Annotated in this window: 25 protein-coding genes; 6 read left to right on the top strand and 19 right to left on the bottom strand. The window is 70.8% G+C overall.

Annotated features, from left to right (window positions below; translation table 11 throughout):
- Positions 1-4: 4 nt before the first annotated feature.
- From RBS60_RS09775 to RBS60_RS09765, 3 genes are read right to left on the bottom strand one after another with little or no spacing between them, the layout of a single operon-like run.
- Complete coding sequence (locus RBS60_RS09775; protein ID WP_307957357.1) at positions 5-2749, bottom strand: multicopper oxidase domain-containing protein; 2745 nt, start codon at positions 2747-2749, stop codon at positions 5-7.
- Positions 2746-3954 (bottom strand): hypothetical protein, encoded by a 1209-nt coding sequence (locus RBS60_RS09770; RefSeq protein ID WP_307957356.1) that lies wholly within the window; start codon positions 3952-3954, stop codon positions 2746-2748. Before RBS60_RS09770 ends, RBS60_RS09775 begins: the two co-directional genes overlap by 4 nt.
- Positions 3951-4769 (bottom strand): helix-turn-helix domain-containing protein, encoded by an 819-nt coding sequence (locus RBS60_RS09765; protein WP_307957355.1) that lies wholly within the window; start codon positions 4767-4769, stop codon positions 3951-3953. The genes RBS60_RS09770 and RBS60_RS09765 overlap by 4 nt, the downstream gene beginning before the upstream one ends.
- Positions 4770-4821: 52 nt before the next feature.
- On the opposite strand from RBS60_RS09765, the gene RBS60_RS09760 reads away from it, so the two are divergent.
- The 4 genes from RBS60_RS09760 to RBS60_RS09745 all read left to right on the top strand — a co-directional run bounded on the left by RBS60_RS09760 (position 4822) and on the right by RBS60_RS09745 (position 7373).
- A complete protein-coding gene (locus RBS60_RS09760) occupies positions 4822-5127 on the top strand; it encodes a DUF2249 domain-containing protein (RefSeq protein WP_307957354.1) in 306 nt (101 codons plus the stop codon).
- 91 nt (positions 5128-5218) lie between these two features.
- Positions 5219-6007, top strand: coding sequence for an ABC transporter ATP-binding protein (locus RBS60_RS09755; protein ID WP_307957353.1), 789 nt, complete (start codon positions 5219-5221; stop codon positions 6005-6007).
- Entirely contained in the window at positions 6004-6759 is a 756-nt protein-coding gene (locus tag RBS60_RS09750; protein ID WP_307957352.1) for an ABC transporter permease, read from the top strand. Before RBS60_RS09755 ends, RBS60_RS09750 begins: the two co-directional genes overlap by 4 nt.
- A complete protein-coding gene (locus RBS60_RS09745) occupies positions 6756-7373 on the top strand; it encodes a TetR family transcriptional regulator (RefSeq protein ID WP_307957351.1) in 618 nt (205 codons plus the stop codon). The genes RBS60_RS09750 and RBS60_RS09745 overlap by 4 nt, the downstream gene beginning before the upstream one ends.
- Positions 7374-7379: 6 nt before the next feature.
- On the opposite strand, the gene RBS60_RS09740 is transcribed toward RBS60_RS09745, so the two are convergent.
- The 6 genes from RBS60_RS09740 to RBS60_RS09715 form a co-directional block, all read right to left on the bottom strand.
- Positions 7380-8267: a GNAT family N-acetyltransferase gene (locus tag RBS60_RS09740; RefSeq protein ID WP_307957350.1), complete on the bottom strand. Its 888-nt coding sequence runs from the start codon at positions 8265-8267 to the stop codon at positions 7380-7382.
- Positions 8221-9387: a flavodoxin-dependent (E)-4-hydroxy-3-methylbut-2-enyl-diphosphate synthase gene (ispG, locus tag RBS60_RS09735; RefSeq protein WP_307957349.1), complete on the bottom strand. Its 1167-nt coding sequence runs from the start codon at positions 9385-9387 to the stop codon at positions 8221-8223. Before ispG ends, RBS60_RS09740 begins: the two co-directional genes overlap by 47 nt.
- A 37-nt stretch (positions 9388-9424) precedes the next feature.
- Complete coding sequence (locus RBS60_RS09730; RefSeq protein ID WP_307957348.1) at positions 9425-9730, bottom strand: YciI family protein; 306 nt, start codon at positions 9728-9730, stop codon at positions 9425-9427.
- An 18-nt stretch (positions 9731-9748) separates the two neighbouring features.
- Complete coding sequence (locus tag RBS60_RS09725) at positions 9749-11080, bottom strand: site-2 protease family protein (RefSeq protein WP_307957347.1); 1332 nt, start codon at positions 11078-11080, stop codon at positions 9749-9751.
- A gap of 9 nt (positions 11081-11089) precedes the next feature.
- The gene (gene dxr / locus RBS60_RS09720; RefSeq protein WP_307957346.1) at positions 11090-12319 is read right to left on the bottom strand and encodes a 1-deoxy-D-xylulose-5-phosphate reductoisomerase; all 1230 of its coding nucleotides are present in this window, start codon (positions 12317-12319) and stop codon (positions 11090-11092) included.
- Between the two features lie 63 nt (positions 12320-12382).
- Positions 12383-13117: a TSUP family transporter gene (locus tag RBS60_RS09715; protein WP_307957345.1), complete on the bottom strand. Its 735-nt coding sequence runs from the start codon at positions 13115-13117 to the stop codon at positions 12383-12385.
- Positions 13118-13233: 116 nt separating this feature from the next.
- Between RBS60_RS09715 and RBS60_RS09710 the strand changes: the two genes are divergently transcribed.
- A complete protein-coding gene (locus RBS60_RS09710; RefSeq protein WP_307957344.1) occupies positions 13234-13692 on the top strand; it encodes a GyrI-like domain-containing protein in 459 nt (152 codons plus the stop codon).
- A gap of 10 nt (positions 13693-13702) precedes the next feature.
- Here the strand turns inward: RBS60_RS09710 and RBS60_RS09705 are convergent, their stop codons facing one another.
- From RBS60_RS09705 to RBS60_RS09675, 7 genes are read right to left on the bottom strand one after another with little or no spacing between them, the layout of a single operon-like run.
- On the bottom strand, positions 13703-14524 hold the full coding sequence (locus tag RBS60_RS09705; RefSeq protein WP_307957382.1) for a CoA ester lyase: 822 nt from the start codon (positions 14522-14524) through the stop codon (positions 13703-13705).
- A gap of 32 nt (positions 14525-14556) precedes the next feature.
- Positions 14557-15096, bottom strand: coding sequence for a MaoC family dehydratase (locus RBS60_RS09700; protein ID WP_307957343.1), 540 nt, complete (start codon positions 15094-15096; stop codon positions 14557-14559).
- On the bottom strand, positions 15080-15766 hold the full coding sequence (locus RBS60_RS09695) for a 3-oxoacid CoA-transferase subunit B (RefSeq protein WP_307957342.1): 687 nt from the start codon (positions 15764-15766) through the stop codon (positions 15080-15082). Before RBS60_RS09695 ends, RBS60_RS09700 begins: the two co-directional genes overlap by 17 nt.
- Entirely contained in the window at positions 15766-16542 is a 777-nt protein-coding gene (locus RBS60_RS09690; RefSeq protein WP_307957341.1) for a CoA transferase subunit A, read from the bottom strand. The genes RBS60_RS09695 and RBS60_RS09690 overlap by 1 nt, the downstream gene beginning before the upstream one ends.
- 46 nt (positions 16543-16588) lie before the next feature.
- Entirely contained in the window at positions 16589-17782 is a 1194-nt protein-coding gene (locus RBS60_RS09685) for an acyl-CoA dehydrogenase family protein (RefSeq protein WP_307957340.1), read from the bottom strand.
- A 29-nt stretch (positions 17783-17811) separates the two neighbouring features.
- Positions 17812-20208 carry a biotin carboxylase N-terminal domain-containing protein gene (locus tag RBS60_RS09680; protein ID WP_307957339.1) on the bottom strand — a complete coding sequence of 799 codons (2397 nt, stop codon included), beginning with the start codon at positions 20206-20208 and terminating at the stop codon, positions 17812-17814.
- A 4-nt stretch (positions 20209-20212) separates the two neighbouring features.
- Positions 20213-21820, bottom strand: a complete 1608-nt coding sequence (locus RBS60_RS09675; protein ID WP_307957338.1) for a carboxyl transferase domain-containing protein — start codon at positions 21818-21820, stop codon at positions 20213-20215.
- A gap of 101 nt (positions 21821-21921) precedes the next feature.
- Here RBS60_RS09675 and RBS60_RS09670 point away from each other — a divergent pair, with 101 nt between their 5' ends.
- Positions 21922-22524 carry a TetR family transcriptional regulator gene (locus RBS60_RS09670; protein ID WP_307957337.1) on the top strand — a complete coding sequence of 201 codons (603 nt, stop codon included), beginning with the start codon at positions 21922-21924 and terminating at the stop codon, positions 22522-22524.
- A gap of 229 nt (positions 22525-22753) precedes the next feature.
- Here RBS60_RS09670 and RBS60_RS09665 read toward each other — a convergent pair whose 3' ends face one another.
- Genes RBS60_RS09665 through pdhA form a run of 3 tightly spaced genes read right to left on the bottom strand, consistent with a single transcriptional unit; the run spans position 22754 to position 26363 of the window.
- A complete protein-coding gene (locus RBS60_RS09665) occupies positions 22754-24187 on the bottom strand; it encodes a dihydrolipoamide acetyltransferase family protein (RefSeq protein WP_307957335.1) in 1434 nt (477 codons plus the stop codon).
- Entirely contained in the window at positions 24184-25200 is a 1017-nt protein-coding gene (locus RBS60_RS09660; RefSeq protein ID WP_307957334.1) for an alpha-ketoacid dehydrogenase subunit beta, read from the bottom strand. The genes RBS60_RS09665 and RBS60_RS09660 overlap by 4 nt, the downstream gene beginning before the upstream one ends.
- Positions 25200-26363: a pyruvate dehydrogenase (acetyl-transferring) E1 component subunit alpha gene (pdhA, locus tag RBS60_RS09655; protein WP_374049256.1), complete on the bottom strand. Its 1164-nt coding sequence runs from the start codon at positions 26361-26363 to the stop codon at positions 25200-25202. The genes RBS60_RS09660 and pdhA overlap by 1 nt, the downstream gene beginning before the upstream one ends.
- Positions 26364-26436: the final 73 nt, after the last annotated feature.

The raw sequence follows: 26436 nt of genomic DNA, 5'->3' as shown, positions 1-26436 counted from the left end.
ACACTCACCTCGCGGCAGCAACGGCGAAGACGCCGTGCGCGCCGCGTTCGGCGTCCACCATGTAGTGGCTCACGAACGGGTAGTTGCCCGCCTCGGGGAACGTCAGGTCGACGAAGCCGCCCTGCGCCGGGGCGAGGTCCATCGCCTGGGACGCCCCGGACTGTGCTCCACCGGCCCCAAGGGCGAGGCGGTAGGCGCCCTCGGACCACACGGCGCCGAACTGCGCGCCGACCACGTGGAACGACGTCGCCCGGTCGGGGCCCGCATCGAGCACCCACACCCGCACCCGATCGCCCGCGCGCACGGCGAGCGGCGCGGCGTCGTACTGGTTCGGGTAGCCGTTGAACACGACTGCGTCCGGGGTGCCCGCAGTGATCTTCGCCGAGACCGCGTCAAGGCCGGCGATCCCGGGGACCCCGCTGGCTGCTGCGCCGCGGTACTGCTCGCTCTGGACGAGCACGAACTCATGGTCGACCGGCGGCGCGTCTGGCGGATCGATCACGACGGCGCCGAACATCCCGTTCGCAATATGCAGGGACATGGGCATCGTGGAGCAGTGGTACATCCAGATCCCCGGCTGAGCGGCCGTGAAGGTGTAGGTGAGCTGCTGGCCCGGGTCGATGGTCCGCATGGGCCCGTCCGGGGCGATGGTCCCGGCGTGGAAGTCGATCGAATGCCCAGTGGAGGCGTCGTTGACGAGCGTGACCTCGAAGGTGTCCCCCACGCGCCCGTGCAGTACGGGGCCCGGCGCGGTGCCGTTGTAGGTCCAGAGGGTCTGGGTGACACCGGGCGCCACCTCGGCGACCGTGTCCCGCACAGTGAGCGTCACCTTATGGGTGGTGCCGGCGGGCACGGCCGGGAGGTCTGCGGGGTACGGGGTGTGCGGGGCCGTCGAGGCGTTGGCCGGGGCGCCGGGCGACGCAGTAGCCGCGTGCTGCATGCCCGGCATGTCCATCGCCTGAGGAGTGCTGGGGGCGGCGCCTCCCTGGGCGCCGGTGACGTTGACGCGGAACACCATGCCCATCTGCTTGTGCCCCACCACCGAGCACCAGCCGTCCACGGACGCGCCCATCACGCCGGCGTCGAGCCTGCCGTTCTGGCCGGGGTACACGCGGGAGGAGTCCTGGCCCGTCGCGAGCACGAGATCGTGTGGGGTCTGGTCCTTGTTGGTCAGGCTGATGACGAGCCTGTCCCCGACCGGCACGCTCACGTTGTCCGGCACGAAGCGCATCCCGGACATCACCACCTCCACGGTGGTGGTGTGCCCGGTAGGCACGACGCCGCCGCCTCCTTTCGCTCCGACCGCACCCGCCGCGGCCGCGGGCGAGCCACCGGCCGCGGCCGGAATCACGGACGGATCCGCCGCAACGCCGGCCACGACTGCCGCGAGGAGCACGGCCAGCCCCACCGCGCCCGACCCGAGCCTGCTGCGCACCGTAGCGCCCACGGCGATGGGACCCGAGCCAGCGGGGTGCCGCTCCTGGTCCTCCGCACGGGGCCGGGTCAGGAACGCCCTGAGGGCAAGCCACACGAACGCGATGAGGGCGAGGAGCCCGGCCACGGCCGCGGCGACCCGCACGGCGCTGGGCACGGGGAGCAGGTAGAGCGCGAGCGCGCCGTTGGCGAGGACCACGCGGAGCCACGCGCCAGCGTCAAGCATCTCCGTGCGCCGCCGCACCACGGACGGGCCACCCCCGAAGACCACCGGCAGCAGGTACGAGAGCGCGCCGAGGAGCACCTGGGCCGCGAAGCCGGCGGCGAGCGCGGGGGTGAGGTCGGCCAGAGCCAGGTGGAGGGCGTCCCAGTCGGGAGCCGCGGCGGTGATCCACAGGAGCCATGAGAGCGCCCCGATGAGCCAGAGGAGCGACGCGACCGCGGAGAGCGGCGCGAAGGCTACGGGGGGCTTGCTGCGGACCGCGCGGGCGAGGGGGACCGCGGAGACCAGGACGCCGATCAAGTACGCCAGGAGTCCGGCCGCCACGACGAGGCGCTGCCCCGCGAGCGCGCCGGCCGCTGCGCCGAGGACGCCGGCCAGGAGGAACCACAGCGCGCGGCGCGCTGTGGGCTCGGCGGCATCGTCGGCGCGGGTGCGCAGCATGGTGGGCAGGAGGGTCACGAGGGTTCCCAGCACACTCAGTCCCACCCAGCCGAGCACGTTGACCGACTCGTGGGCGAGAAGGAGGCGGGCGTGGAGCTCGCCGTCGTCCGCGCCGGGGAGGGCGAGCACGGCTCCGGCCGCCGCCCCGAACGGAAGGAGGGCGCACGCCGCGAGGTAGTACCGCAGCGTCGACGCGAACCTCGAGGGCAGTGCACGGCGGACCCGCACGAGCAGGGCGACACCATGCCATCCCGCGGCCAGCCCCACCGCCGCGGCACCGGTGACCGAGGCCGGCCAGAACCCGGACACGACGCCGGCCATCGCCGCCGTGGCGCCTGCATTCAGGAGCACTATCCGGACCGCAACAGCGCGGCGTGACGGCACGGGCAGGCGCAGGAGGGCCTCGGCGAAGTGCCACGAGTAGACGACGATCGCGTTGGTCGCGGCACCCAGGAAGGCGAGGTGGGTCAGGAGCCATCCGGACGCCGGGATGCCGCGGTGGATGCCCGCAAGCACGGCGATGGCCAGCAGCCACGCGAGCGTCGGGGCGTTCGCCCACCGGTGCCACCATGCCCGGCCGGTGCCGGGACGCCCGGCCGGACCCGATCCGCTGGCGGGCTTCAACCCCTTGGGGGGAAGGGACGGCATCATGCTGCGCCCTCCTGATGTGTTCGACCCGTCGCGGGCTCCCCAGCTCGGCTCCTGGGTATGGGTCCCTTGGTGGCGCGGCCGGCGGGGGCGCGCCGCCCGGTGGCCGCCGCATACGCCGCGAGCGCCACGAAGGCGAGCACGGCCGCGACATTGCCCATGCCGCCCCACTGCCACGCCACGATGTCCCCCCGCGCGTCACCAGTCGCGAGGCGCAGCACGAGGGTGGCGTGCAGGAGCGCGGCCGGGACCCACATCGCGGAGAGGTAGGGCAGGGGCCGGCGCAGGACGGCGGGCAGGATCACGGGCGCGTGGGCCATGATCATGGACATGACGAAGCCCAGGAACATCGCGTGGAGGAACGCGTCGTAGGCGGCCCCCGAGGGGGCGCCGGGCGTCAAGAGGCATACCCCCGCGGCCACGCCGAGCCACGCGTAGCCGGCCAGCAGGCACGCGGCTACGAAGCGCGGCAGGCCCGGCGAGCGGATGGTGGCCCGCGCGACGTCGTACGTGACGAGCCACGCGGCGAGGCCGAGCAGTGCCAGCCCGAAGAGCGGATACCCCACGGCGGGCCAGAGCAGGGTCACGGGGCCAAACGCCACGATCGCGGCGCACGCGCTGACGAGCAGCGGCTCCGCCCAGCGTCCGCGGATCCTCAGCCGGGCGAGCTCGAGCCGCTCCCCCGCGATCGTGGCCAGGAGGAACGCAGCGAACCACGGCACGACGGCGGCCACACTCACCCCGGCCGCCAAGAGACCGGCGCCGCCGGCCGCCGCGACGGCGCCGAGCGCCTGGACGAGCACCGCGGGGTCGCGCTGGCGGCGCCACAGCGGCACGTAGACCACGGCGAACATGACCGCCCCGGCAAGCACGACGGCGCGCGGCACCCACGCGGTCCCGGCACCGAGCACGGGCACCAGCTGGGCGAGGGACCCGATACCCAGGAGCGCCGGAGCGGAGTACCCCCACACACGGCGCAGGGCGACGGCCCGCTCGAGGGCGATGAGTGTGCCCACGAATCCGAACACCATGAGGATCCCGTGCGAGGGCGGCAGCACCGGTGCTGTGCCACCGCCAACGGGCGCGGCGACGCCGAGCAGGACCAGCGCCGCGTCGAGGCCCGCCAAGAGGGATGCCGCGCCGAGCGCGAGGAGCAGCGCACGCGGCCAGATGGTCGTGGCGACCTTGGGCGCCGGGTTGGGGCTCATGGACGGCCGATCGTGAGCAGGCACGCTCCGGGTTCGGCGAACGGCTCGAGGCGCGAGCCGAGATCGTCGTGGCCCAGAAGCCGCAGGGACTCCTCGACGAGCCCGGCATGGACCGAACACACGACGCCAGGCTGGTCCTTCGCCGCGGAGAGGAGCGGACACCGCACGAGTCGCACGGTCGCTGCCGCCTCGGCCTCGACCTCGGTGTCGGACCCAGACGCGGTATTGGCCGGAAGGCCGGTATCGGCCTCGCCGCAGGTGCTAGCCTCGCCGCCGGAGCCGCCCGGAGCACCAGTGTCAGCCCGGCGGGTCCGCGACGGCACCGCTTCGATGCCGAAGCCGAGCTCAACGAGTTCGGCGAGCACGCGGCGTCGTGCGTCGGAGGCGGTGACGCGCACCGGGGCCGGGCCGAGGGCCTGGCGGGCCCAGCCGCGGCCCGCCTCCGCCCCGGCAGCACGCGGATCCGGCGCGAGGCGCGCGAGCTCCGCGGCGAGCGCTCCCGCGAGCTCCGCGTACCCCAGAGATCCGCCGGCCTGCTCGACGGCGCGGTAGCGCTTCGAGGGGCGCCCTCGCCGCGCCGGACGGACCTCCCCCAGCAGGGGTCCGTCCGCGAGTTCGGCGAGGCCCGCGCCCACGAGGGCCTCGAGGTGCTCCCTCACGGTGTTGGGGTGCTGTCCCATCTCGCGGGCGAGCGCCTCGACCGTGCTCGGCCCTTCCTTTCCCCGCAGGACGTCCAGGATCGCGGCGCGCGCACCCGAGAGCGGGGTCGCGGGACTGGGCGACGTGGGCTGAGGGCCGAGCGGACTATTTATCACGGAATTTATTGTAGTAAAGTCTGACCCACAAAGCCCACCGGAAGGACATGGCATGGAATACACCGAGGCGAACCCGCTGACCCTGACCCAGAAGTCCTCGTGCGCGTGCGGGGAGCATGACGCCGAGGGCTTCCCCGAACTCGACGTGCGCGTCATCCCGCATGCCATCCGCCACGCGACGATCTTCGGCGCGCTGGACTCGCTCCCCGTCGGCTCGGGGCTCGTCATCATTGCCAACCACGCACCACTGCCCCTGCTGGCGCAGGTCGAGCAGCGGTACCGCGAGGGCGCCTTCGGGGTCGCCTACCTTTCAGAGGGGCCCGAGGAGTGGAAGGTCCAGTTCCGCAGGGAGGCCTGACCCCCCGGGGCATTGACCAGCCGGCACACCGGTCTTACGCTCAATTCATCACGTGATGAATTGAGCGTTTCCCTTCTCTCGGGAGTCAGCCATGGACCACACCCCAGCCCACGCCGCAACGACGCCGCCCGCCATCGAAGCAGACTCGCTGTCCGTCCGCATCCATCGCAAGCCGATACTCCACGACCTCGGGTTCGCTGTCCCCCAAGGGCGCGTCACGGGGCTCCTCGGCCCGTCCGGGAGCGGCAAGAGCACGCTCATGCGGAGCATCGTGGGCGTCCAGCGGCTGTGGAAGGGGTCCCTCACCGTTCTGGGGCGCCCCGCGGGCGCGGCGAGCCTGCGCCACGCGATCGGGTACATGACACAGGAGGCGAGCATCTACCGGGACCTGAGCGTCCTCGACAACGTGCGGTACTTCGGGGCGCTCCACGGCAGGTCGGCGGCGGACGCGCGCGAGGCGGTCGCCGCCGTCGGCCTTGCGGACCTTGCCCGGCGAAAGGCCTCAGACCTGTCCGGCGGCCAGTTCAGCCGCGTCTCGCTCGCGTGCGCGCTCGTCGGCGACCCTGAGCTCCTCGTCCTCGACGAGCCGACAGTGGGCCTCGACCCGGTGCTGCGCGTCGACCTCTGGGAACGCTTCCGCGCGCTCGCCGACGGGGGTGCAACCCTCCTCGTCTCGAGCCATGTCATGGAGGAGGCCACCCGCTGCGACTCGCTCCTGCTCCTGCGGGAGGGCCGCATGCTGGCCCAGCTCACGCCGGACGGTCTCCGTGAGCGCGGCGGGAGCAGCGATCTCGAGCAGGCGTTCCTCGGGATCATCCGCGCCGACCTCGAGCGCCAGGCGGCCGGCCTGCCGGTCCCGACCAAGGAGCATGCAGCATGAACCCTCGGATGCTGTTGGCCACGGCGGCCCGTGTCCTGTCCCAGCTGCGCCATGATCGGCGCAGTCTCGCGCTCATCGTCGTGGTGCCCTCGGCGCTGCTCGCCGTGGTCTACTGGCTCTACGAGAACGAGACGCTGCCGCCCGGTGCGCCCCGCACGTTCGACCGGGTCGGCCTCATCATGCTGGCGATCTTCCCGTTCATCGTCATGTTCCTCATCACGTCGATCACGATGCTCCGCGAACGAACCACCGGGACCCTCGAGCGTCTCATGACGACGCCGATCCACACCGCCGATCTCCTCTTCGGGTACGGCATCGCCTTCTCGATCATGGCCGCGCTCCAGTCGGCCATCGCCACCGGCGTCGCGTACTGGGTGTTCAACCTCGACATCAAGGGCAACGGCGGCTACGTGGTGCTCGTCGCCGTCGTGAACGCCGTCCTCGGAGTGGCGCTCGGGCTCTCCTGCAGCGCCTTCGCGCGCACCGAATTCCAGGCCGTGCAGTTCATGCCCGTCGTCGTCATCCCGCAGATCCTGCTGTGCGGGCTCTTCGTGGCCCGCGACCACATGAATGACGTGTTCCACACGATCTCGGACTGGATGCCGCTGACCTACTCGGTCGACGCCCTGCAGGAGATCGCCAAGAACGCCGATCCCTCGGCGACCATGTGGCGGGACTTCGGCGTCATGGCCGCGATCGTCGTCGGGCTGCTCATACTCGCTTCCTTCACCCTGCCGCGGAAGAGCTCGTGAATCCGCTGCGGCGGGGCCGGCCGGACGACGGCGGCGATCGCCGCGCGCGGATCGTCGCCGCCGCGACGCACCTCTTCGCCGAACACGGATTCGACGCCGTGAGCCTGCGCCAGGTGGCCCGCGAGGCCAAGGTGGACCCGGCGCTCGTGCATCACTACTTCGACGGGAAGGACGGGCTGTTCGCGGCCGCGGTCTCGCTTCCCGCCGATCCGGGCGACCTCCTCGCAGGCATCGATTCCTCGACTGCCGAGGGCCGCGGCCGGGTCGTCGCCCACGCCGTCATGTCGCTGTGGGAGGGACCCCAGAAGCACGTGCTCGCCGCGTTCTTCCGCACGACGATCGGCTCGACGGCCAGGACACGGCTGCTGCGCGAAGTGGTGCGCCGGCAGATCATCGGCAAGGTCGCCGCGGGCCTGCCCTATGACGACGCCGAGTGCGAGCTGCGTGCGTCCCTCGCAGCGACCCAGGTGGTGGGCTTCCTCGTGGCCAGGTATCTCGTGGAGCTCGAGCCCATCGCAGCATTGCGACAAGCCGATGCCGAGGCCTTCCTCGCGCCCGCCGTGCAGCGCATCCTCACGGGCCCGCTCCCGTTCGGCGGCGCGCCGGGCGTGTAGGGGCCCTCAGAAGAGGACGGTGGCGAAAGTCCCCACCTGCTCGAAGCCCACCCGCCGGTAGCTCGCCCGGGCCTTGTGGTTGTAGTCGTTCACATACAGGCTCACGATCGGGGCGAACCGCTGTGCCTGTTCGACGATGGCCGCCGTGCCGCCGTGGCTGAGCCCCTCGCCGCGGTGCGAGGGCCGCACCCAGACGCCCTGGATCTGCGATGCCGCCGGGGAGACTGCGCCGAGCTCGGCCTTGAACACGACCTCGCCCTGCGCGTCGAAGCTCGCGAACGAGTGGCCCTCGGCGATGAGCTGGCGGACGCGCCGATAGTAGTTGTCGCTGCCCCCCGCCACCGGGGAGTAGCCGACTTCCTCCTCGAACATCGACACGCACGCGGGCGCGACGGCGTCGAAGTCGTCGAGCGTGGTGACGCGCACCTGCGGGTCGGCGGGCACCGCTGGGGGTCCCTCCATCGCGAGGAGGGGCTGGTCGCGGCGGATGTCACGGGCTGCCGGGCCGGCGAGCTCGGCGAAGATCGCGAGCGCCGCGTCAGCCGGTCCGAAGATCGAGGCGAACCGGCGGCGCGAATGGCGGATCATGTCCGCATACGCGGGCGCATGGGCCACCGGGACCCCCACCGGGACGATGTTGGCACCGAGCCAGCACGCGCTCGCAAGCCGCCCGTCGCCGTCGAACGTTCCGATGATCTCGGCACCCGTCCCGGTCACCGCGGCCGTGCCGTGCGCGGCGAGGTGCGAGGCGACGAAGACGTTCGCCACGGGGTCCGCCGCCGCCAGCTCTGCGAGGGCGATCGTGTCGTCGTCCGTCAGCCGACGGACAGCGCGCCCCGCGGGGCGGCTACGAGACGGTGACCACGGGGCCGCCTTCGACAGTATCTTCTCCACCGGCCTCCCCCATCTCCTCGGCGATCTTCATCGCCTCTTCGATCAGAGTCTCCACGATCTCGCTCTCGGGGACGGTCTTGATGACCTCTCCCTTGACGAAGATCTGGCCCTTGCCGTTGCCGGATGCGACGCCGAGATCCGCCTCGCGCGCCTCGCCCGGCCCGTTCACCACGCAGCCCATGACGGCAACACGGAGCGGGAACGTCATGCCCTCGAGGCCGGCGGTGACCTCCTCGGCGAGCTTGTAGACGTCCACCTGGGCACGACCGCACGAGGGGCACGAGACGATCTCGAGCCTGCGCGGACGCAGGTTGAGGGACTGCAGGATCTGGATGCCGACCTTGACCTCCTCGACGGGCGGGGCCGAGAGGGAGACACGGATGGTGTCGCCGATGCCCTTCGACAGGAGGGCGCCGAATGCCGTCGCGGACTTGATGGTGCCCTGGAACGCGGGGCCGGCCTCGGTGACTCCGAGGTGGAGCGGCCAGTCGCCCCGCTCGGCGAGGAGCTCGTACGCGCGCACCATGACCACGGGGTCGTTGTGCTTGACCGAGATCTTGAAGTCGTGGAAGCCGTGCTCCTCGAAGAGGCTCGCCTCCCAGACCGCGCTCTCGACAAGGGCCTCCGGAGTCGCCTTGCCGTACTTCTTCAGGAGGCGGGCATCGAGCGATCCGGCGTTGACGCCGATCCTGATCGACGTTCCGTGGTCCTTGGCCGCCTGGGCGATCTCCTTGACCTGGTCGTCGAACTTGCGGATATTGCCCGGGTTGACGCGGACGGCCGCGCAGCCGGCCTCGATGGCAGCGAACACGTACTTGGGCTGGAAGTGGATGTCCGCGATGACGGGGATCTGCGACTTCTTGGCGATGATCGGCAGGGCCTCGGCGTCGTCCGCCGAGGGGCACGCGACGCGCACGATGTCGCATCCGGCCGCGGTGAGCTCGGCGATCTGCTGGAGCGTCGCGTTGATGTCGGTCGTGGGTGTCGTCGTCATGGACTGGACGCTGACCGGGGAATCGGAGCCGACGCCGACCGAGCCCACCTTGATCTGCCGGGTCGCGCGGCGGGGCGCGAGGACGGGCGGCGGGGCGGCGGGGATTCCGAGGCTGACCGAGGTCACTGGAGGGCTCCTTAGGGGTGCTGCGTGGGGGGTTGGTTCAGACCGTCGCGGCGTCGGCGAGGCGGCCGATGATGGGATTCCACTCCGGCGCATTCGTCTCGGCGACGAGGGAAGCCTTCTGGAACGGGTCCTGGGCCAGGAGCGCGTCGAGGGCTGCCCGGTCCGCCGCCCGGAAGATGAGCAGGGCCTTGGTTCCGTCGCCGATGGGGCCGCTCGCGAGGAGATCGCCGGAGTCGGCTCGTTCACGGAGCCAGGCGCGGTGCGTGGGACGCACCTCGTCGAGTCGGCTGACCGCCTCGTCCGGAGCGGACACGTAGCGGTATTCAACGGCGAAGACAGTCATAGGATCAGCCTATCCCCCTCAGCCGAACAGCTTCACCGGCTTGACGATGTCCGCGTAGATGAGAAGCGCGCTCATGCCGATGAGCACGCTGGCCACGACATAGGTGAGCGGGAGGAGCTTGGCGATGTCGAAGGGTCCCGGGTCCGGACGCTTCCGCCACGCCGCCACGCGCCGTCGTGCTCCCTCGTAGAGCGCGCCCGCCACATGCCCGCCGTCGAGCGGGAGGAGCGGAATCAGGTTGAACACGGCGAGGGCGAGGTTGACGCCCGCGACGATGCCGAAGAGCGTCGCGAGGCGCGCGTTGAGCGGGATGTCCTCCATCGCGGCGACCTCGCCGGCCACGCGGCCCACGCCCACCACGCTGATCGGGCCGTTCGGGTCGCGCGGCTGGCTGCTGAAGGCTGCCTGGCCTACCGCGACCACGCGGGCCGGGAGATTCACGACGACGCCCGTCACCTGGGCGATGTTGTCGCCGACGGCAGGGAGCACGCTGGTCGCCGGCTGGGGCACGAGGGCCTGGCGCGAGCCGATGCCGAGGAAGCCCGCCTGCACGGTCTGGTAGGAGCCGTCCGGGTTCTTGACTGGCTGGCCTGCCGCACCGAGCACGGGCCTCGCGCTGAGTACCGGCGTGAGCTTGGTCTGGATCTCGGACGTGCCGCGCTTGAGGGTCACCGTGACCTCGCGGCCGGCCGAGTCGCGGATCCAGGCGGTGAGCTGGTCCCAGCCGGTGACCTGCTTGCCGTTGAACGCGACGACCGTGTCCCCGGGCTGGAATCCGGCCGCCGCGGCGGGGGTCTTGGTGCACGTGGACATGTCTGTGGGCGCCTGCTCGTTGGAAGCGACCATGCACGCGGAGACGTTGGCGATCTGCGTGGTGGGCTGGGGTATCCCGAAGCCCATGAGCAGGATTGCGGTGAACACGATGCCGAGGACGATGTTCATGGCCGGACCGCCGAGCATGATGATGATCTTCTTCCACGCCGGCAGCTGGTAGAACAGCCGCCCGTGGTCCTCGGGCCGAACCTCCTCGTGTGCCTGGTCCCGCGCCGCCTCGGCGAGGCTCTGGAACATCCCGGTGCTCGAGCGGCGCACGGAGCCGTCGCGGATGTTCGGCGGGTACATGCCGACCATTGCCACGTAGCCGCCGAGCGGGAGTGCCTTGATTCCGTATTCCGTCTCACCGCGCTTGAACGAGAACACGGTCGGGCCGAAGCCGATCATGTACCGCGTGACGCGCACGTTGAACAGCTTGGCGGGGATCAGGTGGCCCACCTCGTGCAGGGCGATGGACACGGCAATGCCAACGGCGACGAACAGCACGCCGAGGATGAACAGGACAGTGGGGTTCACGTAACGCTCCTAGGACTTCTGCGTACTCAAACGCTCGTTGGCCCGGGCTCGTGCCCACTCCTCGGCCGCCAGGACGGAATCCACAGAGAGTTCCGAGGAACCGCCATGCTCGGACAGGACGGCCTCGACGGTGTCGACGATGTCGAGGAATCCGATCCTGCCCGCGTGGAAAGCCCCGACGGCCTCCTCGTTGGCGGCGTTGAAGACGGCGGGGAACGTGGAGGCCTGCTTCGCGGCGTCCCGCGCGATCTCGACCGCCGGGAAGGCCCGCGTGTCGAGGGGCTCGAACGTCCACGCGGTGGCCTGGCTCCAGTCGCACGGCTGCGCCGCGCGCGGCACTCGGTCCGGCCAGCCCAGGCCGAGGGCGATGGGCAGCCGCATGTCCGGCGGGCTCGCCTGGGCGATCACGGCACCGTCGGTGAACTGGACCATCGAGTGGACCACGGACTGGGGGTGCACGACGACGTCGATCGCCTCGAGGGGGACGCCGAACAGGAGGTGGGCCTCGATGAGTTCGAGCCCCTTGTTCACGAGCGTCGCGGAGTTCGTGGTGACGACTTTGCCCATGTCCCACGTCGGGTGGTTGAGGGCCTCGGCCGGGGTGGCCCGCGCGAGCTCGTCGCGGCTGCGCCCGCGGAACGGACCGCCGGACGCGGTGAGGATGAGCCTCTCGACCTCGTCCGCGCGGCCCGCACGCAGGCACTGCGCGATCGCCGAGTGCTCCGAGTCGACGGGCACGATCTGCCCGGGCGCCGCCGCCCCCGTCACGAGCGCGCCGCCCACGATGAGGCTCTCCTTGTTCGCGAGCGCAAGCTTCGCCCCCGAGGCGAGTGCCGCGAGGGTGGGCGCGAGGCCGATGCTTCCCGTGATGCCGTTGAGCACGACGTCCGCTGGGCCGCTTCCGCCGTTCCAGGCGGCGATGCGCGTGGAGGCGTCGGGGCCGGCGAACAGCTCGGGCCTGTAGCCGACGGCTCCGCGGCGGTCCGCATGCTCCTCGATGGCCGTGCGGAGCTCGTCGAGGTTGCCGGCGGCGACGCCGACGGCTTCCGCCCGGGTGTGGACGGCCTGGCGGGCGAGCGCGTCGATGTTGCCGCCGCCGGCGCTCAGCGCCGTGACGCGGAACCGGTGGGGAGCGCCGTCGACGACGTTGAGTGCCTGGGTTCCGATGCTGCCGGTCGAGCCGAGGATGATGACTGAACGCTGTGTCTTGGAGCGTGGCTCGGCGCCGGAAGTCTGCATGAGCCCAGTATCCCCCGGTGGCTGAGCGCTGCCGAAACCCCGACCGGCAGCGCTCGCCGAGCCCTACAGCCGCGTCGTCCCGTTGACGATCGCGAGCAGCGCCCCGGCGTAGGCGATGAGGATGACGGCGCGGCGCACGCTCTCCCCGGGGACGCGCCGAGCCATGAGATCCCCCGCCACGATGCCCACGACCATGCACCCGAACACCGCCGCCCACTGCCAGAGCTCGAGGCTCGGCCAGTGCCCCCCGGTGGCAAAGGCCTTTGCGAGCAGCGAGGTGGTGCCCGTGGTGATGAAGTACGGCTGGAGCGTGGCGCCGAAGCGCCGCTGGTCCCAGCGGCTCAGCACGGCGTACGCCGTGACCGCCGGCCCTCCCACGGCTGCCGCGGCGTTCATCAGGCCCGAGGTGAAGCCGCTGGCGACCATCACGCCGAGGCCGTCCACGCGGCGTCGTGCGCGCGCCACGAGCTGGGACACCACAAGGCCCGCGATGAGCGTCAGGCCGATCCCGATCTCGAGCGGCGCGGCGGCGACGTGGCTCGCGAGGGCCGCCCCGAGCGCAATGCCCGCGAGGCCCGGGACGATGAGGCCCACGTAGCGGCCCCACTCGACGTCGCGCCACACGCGAGACAGGATCAGCGCCGACGAGGCAGCGCCGCACGCGTTGATGATCATGACGCCGTCGAGCGGGCCGAGCAGCACGACGAGGATGGGCGAGACCACGAGCCCGAAGCCGAGCCCCGCGACCCGCTGGGCCACCGCACCGGCGACGACGGCGATCAGGACGAGGGCGAACACCTTTTGATCCTACGGTGCGCCTCGACGCCAGGATCCTGATACGGAACAAGCCCCGTGCCGGCCGTGAAGGTCGTTGTGCCCTCGCGCTCCGCGGCAAACTGCGCCAGCATGTAGGGATGACTGAGATCAGCACGACCGAACTCACCGAGCAGCCCACCGCCGTAGTCCGCACCACGGTCCGGATGGACGAGCTCAAGGACTTCTTCGACGGCGTCTTCGGGACTGTCATGGGCGCCGTGCAGTCACACGGCGCGCACGTGGCAGGGCCGCCCTTCGCCCTCTACCACGGCATGCCAGGCGAGACCGTGGATGTCGAGGCCGGGTTCCCTGTGGCAGGGCCTTTCGAGGGCGGAGACGGCGTCACGGCGAGCATTCTCCCCGGTGGCCGGACGGTGACCGCGATGCACGTAGGACCCTACGAGGGACTGGCCGACACCTACAGGGAGATGACCGACTGGATGCGGGAGCAGAACCTCACGCGCGGCGAGAGCATGTGGGAGGTCTACCTGAGTGACCCGAGCGCCGAGCCCGACCCCGCCGCATGGCGTACCGAGGTGTTCTGCCCCGTCGAGTGAGGCGACACGCTCAGCCCGCGTGCTGCGTCCGGCTCCGCCTGACCACCGTTTCGGCGTGGCGCAGGATCGGCCCGTCGATCATCTTCCCGTCGTGCTGGAACACGCCCGTCCCCGCTGCCTCGGCGGCCGCGAGGAGCGCCAAGGCGCCCGCGACGGCCTCCGCCGACGGCGCGTAGGCCGCCCGTACCGCGGCGACCTGATTCGGGTGGATGCAGGCCTTCGCCGCGAAGCCGGACGCGACGGCATCGGCGGACTCGGCGGCAAGCCCCGCCAGGTCCGGGATGTCCGTGTAGACGGCGTCGATGGCCGCTTTCCCGTGGGCCCCCGCCGCGAGCAGCACCGCGGACCGCGCGTGCAGCGCGACGGCCCGGTACGCGCCGTCGTCCGTCCGGCTCGACATCCCGCCGAGGGACGCGACCAGGTCCTCCGCGCCCCACATGAGGGCGACGGCGTTCGGCTCGGCAGCGATGGCCGGCGCCGCGAGCACACCCGCAGCAGTCTCGCAGAGCGCCACGACGCGGTAGGAGCGCAGGAGCGCGAGCTGCTCGGGGGCCTCGGCCTTGGCGAGCATGACCGTGCGGTACGGCGTGGCCTCGAGCGCGTCGAGGTCCGCCTCGAAGTGCACGCCCGAGGTGCCCCGGCCTGCGGCGTTCAGCCGCACGATCGTCCGCTCGGGATCAAGGGGGACCTCGACGAGGTTCCGGCGGGCGTAGTCCTTCGCATCGGGCGCCACGGCGTCCTCGAGGTCCAGGATCACGGCGTCCGCCCGCTCGGCGGCCTTCGCGAAGCGCTCGGGCCGGTCTGCGGGGCAGAACAGGAGCGCAGGGCCCATGGCGAAGGCGGGAGAAGAGAACGGTGCGTCAGTCACGGGGTGTGCGCTTCCTTGGTCCACATGAGGCACGAGCGGCGGGCCCGCGCCACGACGATGCCGTTCTGGTTGCGCCCGGTGTGCTCGAACGTCACGATCCCCTGGCCGGGGCGCGAAGCCGAGAGGCGCTTCTCCACGACGGCGGTTTCCGTGTAGAGCGTATCCCCGTGGAAGAGCGGGTGCGGGAAGGAGACGTCCGTGAGGCCCAGCTGCGCCACGATGGTCCCCTGGGTGAGCTGCGTGACGGACTGCCCCACCATCGTCGAGAGCGTGAACATCGAGTTCACGAGCCGCTGCCCGAAGGGCTGGCCGGCGCTCCACGCCGCATCGAGGTGGAGCGCCTGGGTGTTCATCGTCAGGGTGGTGAAGAGGACGTTGTCCGCCTCGGTCACCGTGCGGCCCGGCCTGGCCGCGTAGACCACGCCTTCCTCGAGCTCGTCGAAGTAGAGGCCGCGCTGCTCGACGACGCGCGCCTGCCCGTTCTCGGGAGAACCGGCGCTTTCCGCGGCCCGGGCGGGATCAGGGCTCGTTGTCATGGATCTCCACCTCGAGCTCGGCGGCCGTCGCCGCGGCAACCTGCGCCTCGGTCACGCCGGGGGCAAGCTCGCGGAGCACGAGGACGCTCTCGGCGGCCGGCTCCATGCCCGCGCCGACTCCCCCGCGCACGACGTCGATCACCGCCAGATCGGTGATGATCCGGTCAACGCATCCACGGCCCGTGAGGGGAAGCGTGCACTCCCTGAGGATCTTGGGGTTACCGCTCTTGTCCGTGTGCTCCATCATGACGATGAGCTTCTTGGCGCCGAAGACGAGGTCCATTGCCCCGCCCATGCCCTTGACCATCTTGCCCGGGATCATCCAGTTGGCCAGATCGCCGGTCTGGGAGACCTCCATCGCGCCGAGGACCGCAACATCGACATGCCCGCCGCGGACCATGCCGAACGATGTCGAGGAGTCGAAGAACGCCGCGCCCTTGTTGACCGTTACGGTCTCCTTGCCGGCGTTGATGAGGTCCGGGTCCACGTCCTCCTCGCGCGGGTACGGTCCCGTGCCGAGGATGCCGTTCTCGGAGTGGAGTACCACCTCGACTCCGTCGGGAATGTAGTTGGGGATGAGGGTCGGCATGCCGATCCCCAGATTGACGTACTGTCCGTTCGTGAGCTCCTTCGCCACGCGCGCGGCAAGCTCATTGCGGGTCCACGGCATTACGAAGCCTCCTTGACAGCAGCCACGGTCCTCTTCTCGATCCGCTTCTCCGCATGCGGGCCGCCGGCGGGGACATGGACCACCCGCTGGACGAAGATCCCTGGGAGATGGACGTGCTCGGGGTCGAGCTCGCCCGGCTCGAGGAGCTCCTCGACCTCGGCGATCGCGATCTTCCCGGCCATCGCGCAGAGGGGGTTGAAGTTCATCGCGGTCGCGTGGAACACGAGGTTCCCGTGCCGGTCGCCCTTCTGCGCGTGGACGAGCGCGAAGTCCGGGGTCAGCGATTCCTCGAGCACGTAGTCGGCGCCGTTGAAGGTGCGCACCTCCTTCGGCGAGGACGCGAGCGTGACGTTCCCCTCGGCGTCGTACTTCTGGGGGAGGCCTCCCTCGGCGACGAGGGTGCCCACCCCGGCCGTCGTGTAGAAGGCCGGGATGCCCGCCCCGCCGGCCCGCAGCTTCTCCGCAAGCGTGCCCTGCGGGGTGAGGACCACCTCGAGCTCGCCCGCGAGGAACTGCCGCGCGAACTCCTTGTTCTCCCCGACGTAGGAGCTGATGGTGCGGGCGATCCGGCCGTCGGCGAGCAGGATGCCGAGGCCCCAGTCGTCGACGCCGCAGTTGTTGCTCACGGTCGTCAGGTCCCTGGTGCCCTGGCGATGCAGGGCGTCGATGAGCGCAACAGGGATCCCGCAGAGCCCGAACCCGCCGACGGCGAGCGAGGCCCCATCACCGATGTCCGCAACCGCCTCCTCGGCGCTCGCCACCACTTTGTCGATCACGTGCCCCTCCTGACCTCGATGACCTTCTCCACTCCTGTGACCTACGCTACAGCCCGAGCTCGCGCGCGATCAGCATGAGCTGGACCTCGGTGGTGCCCTCCCCGATCTCGAGGATCTTCGAATCCCGGTAGTGCCGCGCCACGGCCGACTCGTTGATGAACCCGTACCCGCCGAAGACCTGCGTTGCGTCGCGGGCATTGTCCATCGCCGCTTCCCCGGCGACGAGCTTCGCGATCGCCGCCTCGGTCTTGAACGGCTTGCCGGCCAGCATCTTCGCCGCCGCCGCGTAGTACGCGAGCCGCGCCGTGTGGGCGCGGGCCTGCATGCGGGCGATCTTGAACTGGATCGCCTGGTGCTTGCCGATGTTCGTCCCGAAGGCGGTGCGCTCCTTGGCGTACTTGACCGAGAGGTCAACGCAGCCCTGGGCGGCGCCCGTGGCGAGCGCGGCGATCGCGATGCGGCCCTCGTCCAGGATCGAGAGGAAGTTCGCGTACCCCCGTCCCCGCGTCCCCAGGAGGTTCTCCTCCGGCACCCGCGCATCCTTGAACGAGAGCGGGTGGGTGTCCGAGGCGTTCCAGCCGACCTTGTTGTAAGCCTTCTCGGCACGGAAGCCGGGGGTCCCCGTGGGGACGATGATCGTGGAGATCTCCTTGCGCGAGCTCCCGTCCGGCCTCGCCCCTGCGTTGGTTGTCACCGTGCCGGTGACCGCCGTCACGGTCACGAACGTGGTGATGTCCGTTCCGGAGTTCGTGATGAACTCCTTCGAGCCGTTGATGACCCACTCGCCGGGCCCGTCTCCCGCCGTGTCGAGGCGCGCCGTGGTCGCGGTGCCGCCCGCATCGGAGCCGCCGCCCGGTTCCGTGAGCCCGAACCCGCCGAGGGCCTTTCCGGCGGCGAGGTCTGGCAGGAGCGCTTCCTTCTGCGCGTCGCTGCCGAAGCGGTAGATCGGCATCTCCCCGAGGGAGACCCCCGCCTCGAGCGTGATCGCGACAGACTGGTCCACGCGCCCCAGCTGCTCGAGGGCCAGCGCGAGGGCGAAGTAGTCCCCGCCCATGCCGCCGTACTCCTCCGGGATCGGCAGGCCGAACAGGCCCATCTCGCCCATCTGCGCGACGATCTCGTACGGGAAGCTGTGCTCTTCGTCGTGCTTGGCCGAGACCGGCGCGACCACCTCGTCTGCAAACGCGCGGACGGTGTCGCTGAGGTCCTGGTGCTCTTCTGAGAGCTGGAAGTCAACCATGGTTCTCCTTGGGTACGTTCGGTGCGTTGTCAGGGGGTTGCCGGCGCGGTGGCGGGCTGGGCGTGATCCGGCGTCGCCTTCCCGTCCGCGGCCGGGGCCGCTTCCGCTGCCGCTTCCGCTTCCGCTTCCGCTTCCGCTTCCGGCACGACCGTCGCAACAACCTGGTCCGCCTTGACGAGTGCGCCCGCGGCCACGTGCAGCTGGACCGTTCCGGCGAGGGCGGCGACGAGCTGGTGCTCCATCTTCATCGCCTCGACCGACACGAGCGGCTGGCCGGCGTCGACGCGCTCGCCCTGCTCTACCGCGACCGCGACGACGGTCCCCGGCATCGGCGTGCGCACGTCCGGATCGGCGTCGCCCTCGTGGCGGTGGACGCCCGCACGCACCCGCGCGAGCCGCTCCGCGCGGGACAGGACCGGCAGGGCCGCCGACCAGCCGCCGTCGCCCAGGAACACGGTCCGCTCCCCGGCAGGTTCGGCGCCGAGCGCCCAGGCAAAGCGATGCCGCGTTCCGTCGAGGCTGAGCACGACGCCGTGCGGACCGTCCGCGGCGAGGCTCGCCTCGCGCTCGGTGCCGCGCCCCTCCCCGAGATCGATGCGGACCGCGGCCCGTCGCACGACGCCGCCACGCGGCATCGGTTCTGCGCTCGCTTGGGCGCTGCTCGGCTCGGATGCCGGCCGGGCCGCCGGCACCCCGGTGAGCGCGCCTTCCCCTGCGGGCGGATCCGCGACGTGGACCGTGGCTACGCCCCCGTTCGAGGTGCCGATCGTCACCCGCCGCGCGGCGGGTTCGCCGAGACGCCAGCCGTCGGGCGCCCACGGGCCCGCCGCGGCGTCTTGCTGAGCTGGTCTGACGGCCGATGGGGGTCGCGCGGCTTGCGCTTCGGCCGACGCCGGCAACCCGAGCGCAAGGAGCGCCGCGGCGGCGTATTCCGCCTCGTCGGGCGCGCGGAACTCGAGCCCGTCGAGCCTGCGCTCGATGAGCGTCGTGTCGAGGTGCCCGGCGCGGACATCCGCATCGGCGAGCAGGAGCCGCAGGTACTCGATGTTCGTCGCGACGCCGAGCACGGTGTACCCGGCGAGCGCAGCGTCGAGGGCCGCGAGCGCCTCCGCGCGGTCGCGGCCCCAGGCGATGCACTTGGACAGCATCGGGTCGTAGTCCGAGCCGACGGTGAGCCCCCGCTCGAGCGAGCTGTCGACGCGGATGCGAGGCCCAGCGGTCGGTTCGGCGCCGTCCAGACCCCGTGCGGCGCCGTCGTGCGCTGCGGGTCCCGCCGCGGCGAGGCGGGAGCCGGCTGCGTCCGCGCTGCCGGGCTCGGCCAGGAGCTCGATGCGGCCGGTGGCGGGAAGGAAGCCCCGCGCGGGCACCTCGGCGTAGACGCGGGCCTCGATCGCGTGGCCGTCCAGACGGATGTCCTCCTGCCGCACCTCCAGCGGCGCGCCCGCCGCGATGCGCACCTGCTGCTCGACGAGGTCGATCCCCGTGACCATCTCAGTGACGGGGTGCTCGACTTGGAGACGGGTGTTCATCTCCATGAAGAAGAACTCGTCGGGCGCGTCGTCGGAGACGAGGAACTCGACCGTCCCGGCCCCGACGTAGCCGACGGAGCGGGCGGCCTCGCACGCAGCGGCACCGATCCGGGCGCGGGTCCCGGCGTCGAGCAGCGGCGACGGGGCCTCCTCGATGACCTTCTGGTGCCTGCGCTGCAGGGAGCACTCGCGCTCGCCGAGGTGGATCGTGGCGCCGTGCGTGTCGGCGAGGACTTGGACCTCGATGTGCCTGGGGGCCCGCACGAGTCGCTCGATGAGGAGGGTTCCGTCGCCGAAGGCCGCCGTGGCCACGCGGCGCGCCGTCGCGATCGCTGAGGGAAGCTCGGCGGCTGACTCGACCGCCTGCATGCCCTTGCCTCCGCCGCCGGCTGACGGCTTGATGAGCATCGGGTAGCCGACGCCTCGCGAGGCCTCGATGAGCTGGGCGTCCGTGAGCCCCGGTTCGGAGACTCCGGGGATCACGGGGACTCCGTGGCCGGCCACGTGGTTCTTGGCACGGATCTTGTCCCCCATGACGGCGAGGGCCTCGGTGCCGGGGCCCACGAACACGATGCCCGTGTCCGCGAGCGCGCGGGCCAGATCGGCATTCTCGCTCAGGAACCCATAGCCGGGGTGCACTGCCTCGGCACCGGTCCTGAGCGCCGCCTCGACGATCGCGGGGATGCTCAGGTAGCTCAGCCCGGCCGGCGCGGGGCCGATGCGCACTGCCTCATCCGCTTCGTGCACGTGGCGGGCACCGGCGTCGGCGTCGCTGTAGACCGCGACGGACGCGATGCCAAGGCGCCGAAGGGTTCGGATCACGCGGCACGCGATCTCGCCGCGGTTGGCGACGAGGATCTTGGCGAAGGGCCGCTGCGCGGGAGGGGTCACAGTCATGGGTTCACATCCTGAAGACGCCGAAGGACGTCTCCGGCAAGGGCGATTGGGCGACGACGGCGAGGGCCATGCCGAGGACGCGGCGCGTGTCGGCTGGGTCGATCACCCCGTCGTCCCAGAGGCGGGCGGTCGAGTAGTAGGGGCTGCCCTGGGACTCGTACTGGTCGCGGATGGGCGCCTTGAACGCGTCTTCGTCCTCGGCCGGCCATTCCTCGCCGCGGGCCTCGAGCTGGTCCCGCTTGACGGTGGCGAGCACCGAGGCGGCCTGGTTTCCGCCCATGACGGAGATGCGGCTCGCGGGCCACATCCACAGGAACCGCGGGGAGTAGGCGCGCCCGCACATCGAGTAGTTGCCGGCGCCGAACGAGCCTCCGATCACCACGGTGAGCTTGGGGACGCGGGTCGTCGCGACGGCCGTGACCATCTTGGCGCCATGCTTGGCGATGCCGCCGTGCTCGGCCTCGCTCCCGACCATGAAGCCAGAGATGTTCTGAAGGAAGACCAGCGGCACGCCGCGCTGGTCGCACAGCTCGATGAAGTGCGCGCCCTTCATGGCCGATTCGGAGAATAGGACGCCGTTGTTCGCGACAATCCCCACGGGGTGGCCGTCGATGTGGGCGAAGCCCGTGACGAGGGTGGCACCGTAATCCTTCTTGAACTCGTGGAACCCGCTGGCATCCACGAGCCGGGCGATGACCTCGCGCACGTCGTACTGTGCGTTGACGTCGGTGGGGACCACCCCGTACAGCTCCGTCTGGTCCGCCTTGGGCTCGACGGCGGCGCGCACCTCCCACGGCGCCGCGGCTGGCGGCTGGAGGGTCTCCACGATGCTGCGGACGATCTCGAGGGCGTGCTCGTCGTTGTCCGCCAGATGGTCCGCAACGCCCGAGATCGTGGCGTGGACGTCTCCCCCGCCAAGGTCCTCGGCCGAGACGATCTCCCCGATCGCGGCCTTCACGAGAGGCGGCCCCCCGAGGAAGATCGTGCCCTGATTGCGCACGATCACGGTCTCGTCACTCATCGAGGGAACGTATGCGCCGCCCGCCGTGCACGAGCCGAGGACGGCCGCGATCTGCGGGACCTTGGCCGCCGAGAGGCGTGCCTGGTTGTAGAAGATCCGGCCGAAGTGCTCGCGGTCGGGGAAGACCTCATCCTGCTTGGGCAGGAACGCCCCGCCCGAGTCGACGAGGTAGATGCACGGAAGGCGGTTCTCGAACGCGATCTCCTGCGCCCGCAGGTGCTTCTTCACGGTCATCGGGTAGTAGGTGCCGCCCTTGACCGTCGCATCGTTCGAGACGACCATGACGTGCCTGCCGTGCACGAGGCCGATCCCGGCGATCACGCCCGCCGCCGGGCACTCGCCGTCGTACATCCCGTCCGCCGCGAGCGGTGAGATCTCCAGGAACGGCGAGCCCTCGTCGAGCAGGACGTCGATGCGCTCGCGCGGCAGCAGCTTGCCGCGGGCGATGTGCCGTTCGCGGGAGCGTTCGGGGCCGCCGAGCGCGGCGCTCTCGAGGCGCTCCCTCAACTCGGCGGCAAGGGCGCGCTGGGCGGCGTTGTTCGCGGCGAACGCGGTGCCGGCCGGGTCGATCCGGCTGGTCAGGGTCTCCATCGAACCTCCGGGGGTGCGGGTCCAGAACTCACTCAGTTAGTGGTGGCTAACTGAGATCTAAGTTAATCTGGATTAACTGAGATGTAAAGCACAGGAGGGGAATGAGCGACTCATCGAGCCCGCGAGTCCTGGCCAAGGCCGAGCGGCGCCAGGCGATCCTCGGCGCCGCCGCGGGCCTGTTCGCAGCGCAGGGCTTCGCGGGTGCATCCCTCGAGGACCTCGGCGCGGCGGCGGGAGTGAGCGGGCCGGCGATCTACCGGCACTTCGCGGGCAAGCAGGCGGTCCTCGGCGCGCTCCTCGTCGGGGTCAGCGAGGAGCTGCTCGCGGGCGGGCAGCGCGTGTCCGGCGAGACGCACGACGACGTCGGCCGCCTCCGCGCGCTCGTCACCTTCCACGTCGACTTCGCCCTGAGCCAGCCCGACGTCATTCGCGTCCAGGACCGGGACTTCCCTTCGCTCGCCGAGGGGGACAGGGAACGGGTGCGGGCGCTCCAGCTTGCCTATGTCGACGTGTGGGTCGACGCCCTGCGGCCATTCCACCCAGACGCCGGAGCGGCCGACCTCCGGATGCGCGCCCAGGCCGTGTTCGGCCTCATCAACTCGACCCCGCGATCGGTCAGACGCCACGGAGGGCAAGTGGCGACCTCCTCCGCCGGGACGACGCTCGCCTCCATGGCCCTCGCGGCCCTGACCGCGCGAGTCTGACCAGAGACCCCGCAACCGGCCGCCAGAGACCCCACATCCGGAACCCACGTTGCGGAGTCACCTCCCCACGATGCGGAGTCACCTCTCTAGAGTCGCGAATGCCATTACTAGAAATTTGACCCGGCAACGCTGAAAGATGACTTCGCATCGTTGAGAGGGGACTCCCCAATGCTGAAAGGTGACTCCGCATCGCGGGGATGGGGACACCCCCAGACCGGCCCAGACCGGCCTAGACCATCGTGAGGACCATCCCGGGATCGGCGAGGATCGCCCCGACGTCCGCGAGGAACCGGGAGCCCTGCTCGCCGTCCACGAGGCGGTGGTCGAACGAGAGCGAGAGCGTCATGACCTGCCTCAGCGCGATCTCCCCCCGGTACTCCCAAGGGAGTCGCCGCACCTGGCCCATGGCGAGGATCGCGGCCTCGCCGGGATTCAGGATCGGGGTCCCGGCATCAATCCCGAAGACTCCGATGTTCGTGATCGACATCGTTCCACCGGATAGCTCGGCTGGTCCGGAACGACCGTCCTTCGCCGTCTGGGCGAGCTTCGCGATCGACTCCGCGAGGCCTGCGAGGGAGAGGGACTGCGCGTCCTTGATGTTCGGCACGATCAGGCCGCGCGGCGTCGCGGCCGCAATGCCCAGATTCACGTAGTGGTACTGCACGATCTCCTGCGCGGCCTCGTCCCACCGCGAGTTGAGCGTGGGATTGCGCGTGAGGGCGATGAGAACCGCCTTGGCCACCAGCGTGAGCGGCGTGACCTTGAGATCCGCGAAGGATCGGCTGGCCTTGAGCCGCGCGATGAGCTCCATCGCCGGCGTCACGTCGACCGTGAGGAACTCGCTTGCATGGGGTGCCGTGAACGCGCTCGACACCATCGCTGCAGCGGTGAGTTTCCGCACGCCCTTGATCGGCGTTCGCGTCTCCCGCACGACGCCGCCCCCGGCCACCGGGACCGGCGCGCCGGCCGCCGGGGCCGCCTCCGGTTCGGACGGAGTGCCGATCGAGGCGAGCACGTCATCGCGCGTGATCAGTCCGCGAGGACCGGAACCGTTGAGAGCCACGAGGTCGACCCCGAGGTCCTTGGCGAGCTTGCGCACCGGCGGGGTCGAGCGCGGCCGCTCGGCAGCGGCCATCGGCCCCGCTTCGCTCGGCTCAACCACCAGGGGCTCGACCACCGCAGACCCGACCACGGGAGCCACAGGTTTCGACTCAGGTTCGCTCCGCTCAACCACCGTGAGCCGACGGCCGCGCCTCGCGGGGCGCGCGCCGGTGTCCGGCATCGCCCCGTACCCGACGAGGGTCGCCTGCCGCCTGGGAGCCGCGTCCTCGGAGGCCAGGGGGCCGCCGGAAGGCGAGCCGGCGGCGGAGGGCGTGCGGACGGCGTCGGCCGCGACCTCGAATTCCGCGATCGGCGCGCCCACCGCCACCACGTCCCCGGGCTCGGCGAGCAGCGCCGAGACCTTCCCCGCGTACGGGCTCGGGAGCTCGACGACAGCCTTGGCGGTCTCCACCTCGCCGATGATCTGATTGAGCTTGACGCTCTCACCGACCGAGACGCGCCATGCCACGATCTCGGACTCGGTGAGGCCCTCTCCGAGGTCGGGCAGGAGAAGCGCCCGGGTCACGGTGCCGGGCGTCGGATCGACGGCCGCCGCGCTCATGCCTCCTCCTCGGTGCCGCTGAGGGAGTTCGTGCGGCCGAGCGCACGGTCCACACCGTCCAGGATCCGATCGAGATCCGGAAGATGGTGGAACTCGAGCTTGGACGGCGGGTAGGGAACGTCGAACCCTGTCACCCGCACCGGAGCGTGCTCGAGGTGGTAGAAGCAGCGCTCGGTGATCTCGGCAGCGAGCTCCGCGCCGAGTCCGAGGGTCCGGGACGCCTCATGCGCGACGACGAGGCGCCCGGTCTTCTTCACGGATCCCACGAGCGGCCCGTAGTCGACCGGCGAGAGGGACCGGAGGTCGATGACCTCGACCGACACGCCCTCGTCGGAGGCCGCGACGGCGGCGTCGAGGCACGTCTTGACCATCGGCCCGTACGCGACAAGCGTGACGTCCGAACCCTCGACGGCGACGCGCGCCGACCCCATGTCCAGAGCGGCACCCGGGGCGAGGGACTCGTCGACGTCGCCCTTGTCGTGGTACCTGCGCTTGGGCTCGAGGAACACCACGGGGTCATCGCTCGCAATGGCCTCCTGGATCATCGTGAAGGCGTCCTGCGGATTGGAGGGCGCGACCACCCGCAGCCCGGCGGTGTGGGCGAAGTAGGCCTCGGGCGACTCGGAGTGGTGTTCCGGCGAGCCGATGCCCCCGCCGAACGGGAGCCGGAGGGTGATCGGCACCTTGACCATCCCGCGCGTGCGGTAGTGGAGCTTGGCCATCTGGGCGACAATCTGGTCGAAGGCCGGATACACGAAGCCGTCGAACTGGATCTCGACGACGGGCCGGTAGCCGCGGTACGCCATGCCGATCGCCGTCCCCATGATCCCGGACTCGGCCAGCGGCGTATCGATCACGCGGTGGGGACCGAAGTCCTTCTGGAGGCCGTCGGTGATGCGGAACACACCGCCGAGGCGCCCAATGTCCTCGCCCATGAGCACGACCTTCGGGTCCTGCTCCATGGCCCTGCGAAGTCCCGTGTTGATCGCCTTGCCGAATGTCATCGCGGACATCAGTGGCCTCCCTCGGTGAGCGCAGCGTGCGGGGCGTGGTTGGAGTGCTCGGCGAATCCGGCGCGGTAGCGCTCGAAGTGGTCCCGCTGCCGCTCGAGGACCGCGTGCGGACCGGCGTAGACGTGCTCGAACAGCTCCTCCGGCTCGGGATCCGGCATGTGGATCGTCGCCTCGCGGATGGCCGCGGCGACCGCGTCGGCCTTCTCTGCCACCTGAGAGCGCCCTGCGTCGTCGAGGATGCCGGCACCCGTGAGGTACGCCTCGAAGCGGGCAATCGGGTCGCGGCCCTTCCAGTCCTCGAGTTCGTTGGCGTCCCGGTAGCGGGTCGGGTCGTCCGCCGTCGTGTGGGCGCCCATGCGGTACGTGACGGCCTCGATGTAGGAGGGGCCGTGGCCCGCACGCGCGTGTTCGAGCGCCTCGCGCGTCACGGCGAGGCACGCCAGGATGTCATTGCCGTCCACACGGACGCTCGGAATCCCGAAGCCGGGCGCCCTGAGTCCGATCGGGACGTGCGCCTGGATGCCCACCGGCTCGGAGATGGCCCAGTGGTTGTTCTGGCAGAAGAAGACGACGGGAGCCTGGAAGCTCGCCGCGAAGACCATCGACTCGTTGACGTCTCCCTGGCTCGTGGCGCCATCGCCGAAGTAGGTGATGACGGCACTCTCCGCGCCATCGAACTGGACACCCATCGCGTAGCCCACCGCATGCAGGGGCTGCGCGCCGATGACCACCTGGGTGGGCGCCATATTGGACTCGAACGGGTTCCAGCCCGCGTTCTGGGTGCCGCGCCACTGCTTCATGAGGTCTGGCAGGGCGATGCCACGAACGTACGCGACCGCGATCTCGCGGTAGCTGGCGAAGATGAAGTCATCGCGGTTGATGGCATGCGCCGAGCCCACCTGGGCTGCCTCCTGGCCGAGGAACGGGGGCCACAGTGCCAGCTGGCCCTGCCGCTGGAGGGCCGTGCCCTCGGCGTCGATGCGGCGCGTGACGATCATGTCCCCGTAGAGCGCCAGGAGCGCATTCGAGTCATCGGAATCGAGGTCGGCGAGGAGCCGGTCGTACCGCTCGTGGGGGCGCCGCTGCCCGTCTGGTGAGAGAAGCTGGACCGGCGCACCGTCGTCGCCGGTCAACATCTGGTAAGTGGACACTGTGGTTCGCATCCCTCTCTGGTCTCGGGAGGCCTGTGGGCCACCGGGGTTAATGTGACCATACTCACAACAGACAGGAGGTACA

Source organism: Sinomonas sp. ASV486 (genome assembly GCF_030908215.1).
Taxonomy (GTDB): Bacteria; Actinomycetota; Actinomycetes; order Actinomycetales; family Micrococcaceae; genus Sinomonas; species Sinomonas puerhi.
The sequence above is the reverse complement of the archived record's forward strand: the minus strand, read 5'-3'. Positions and strand labels throughout refer to the sequence as shown.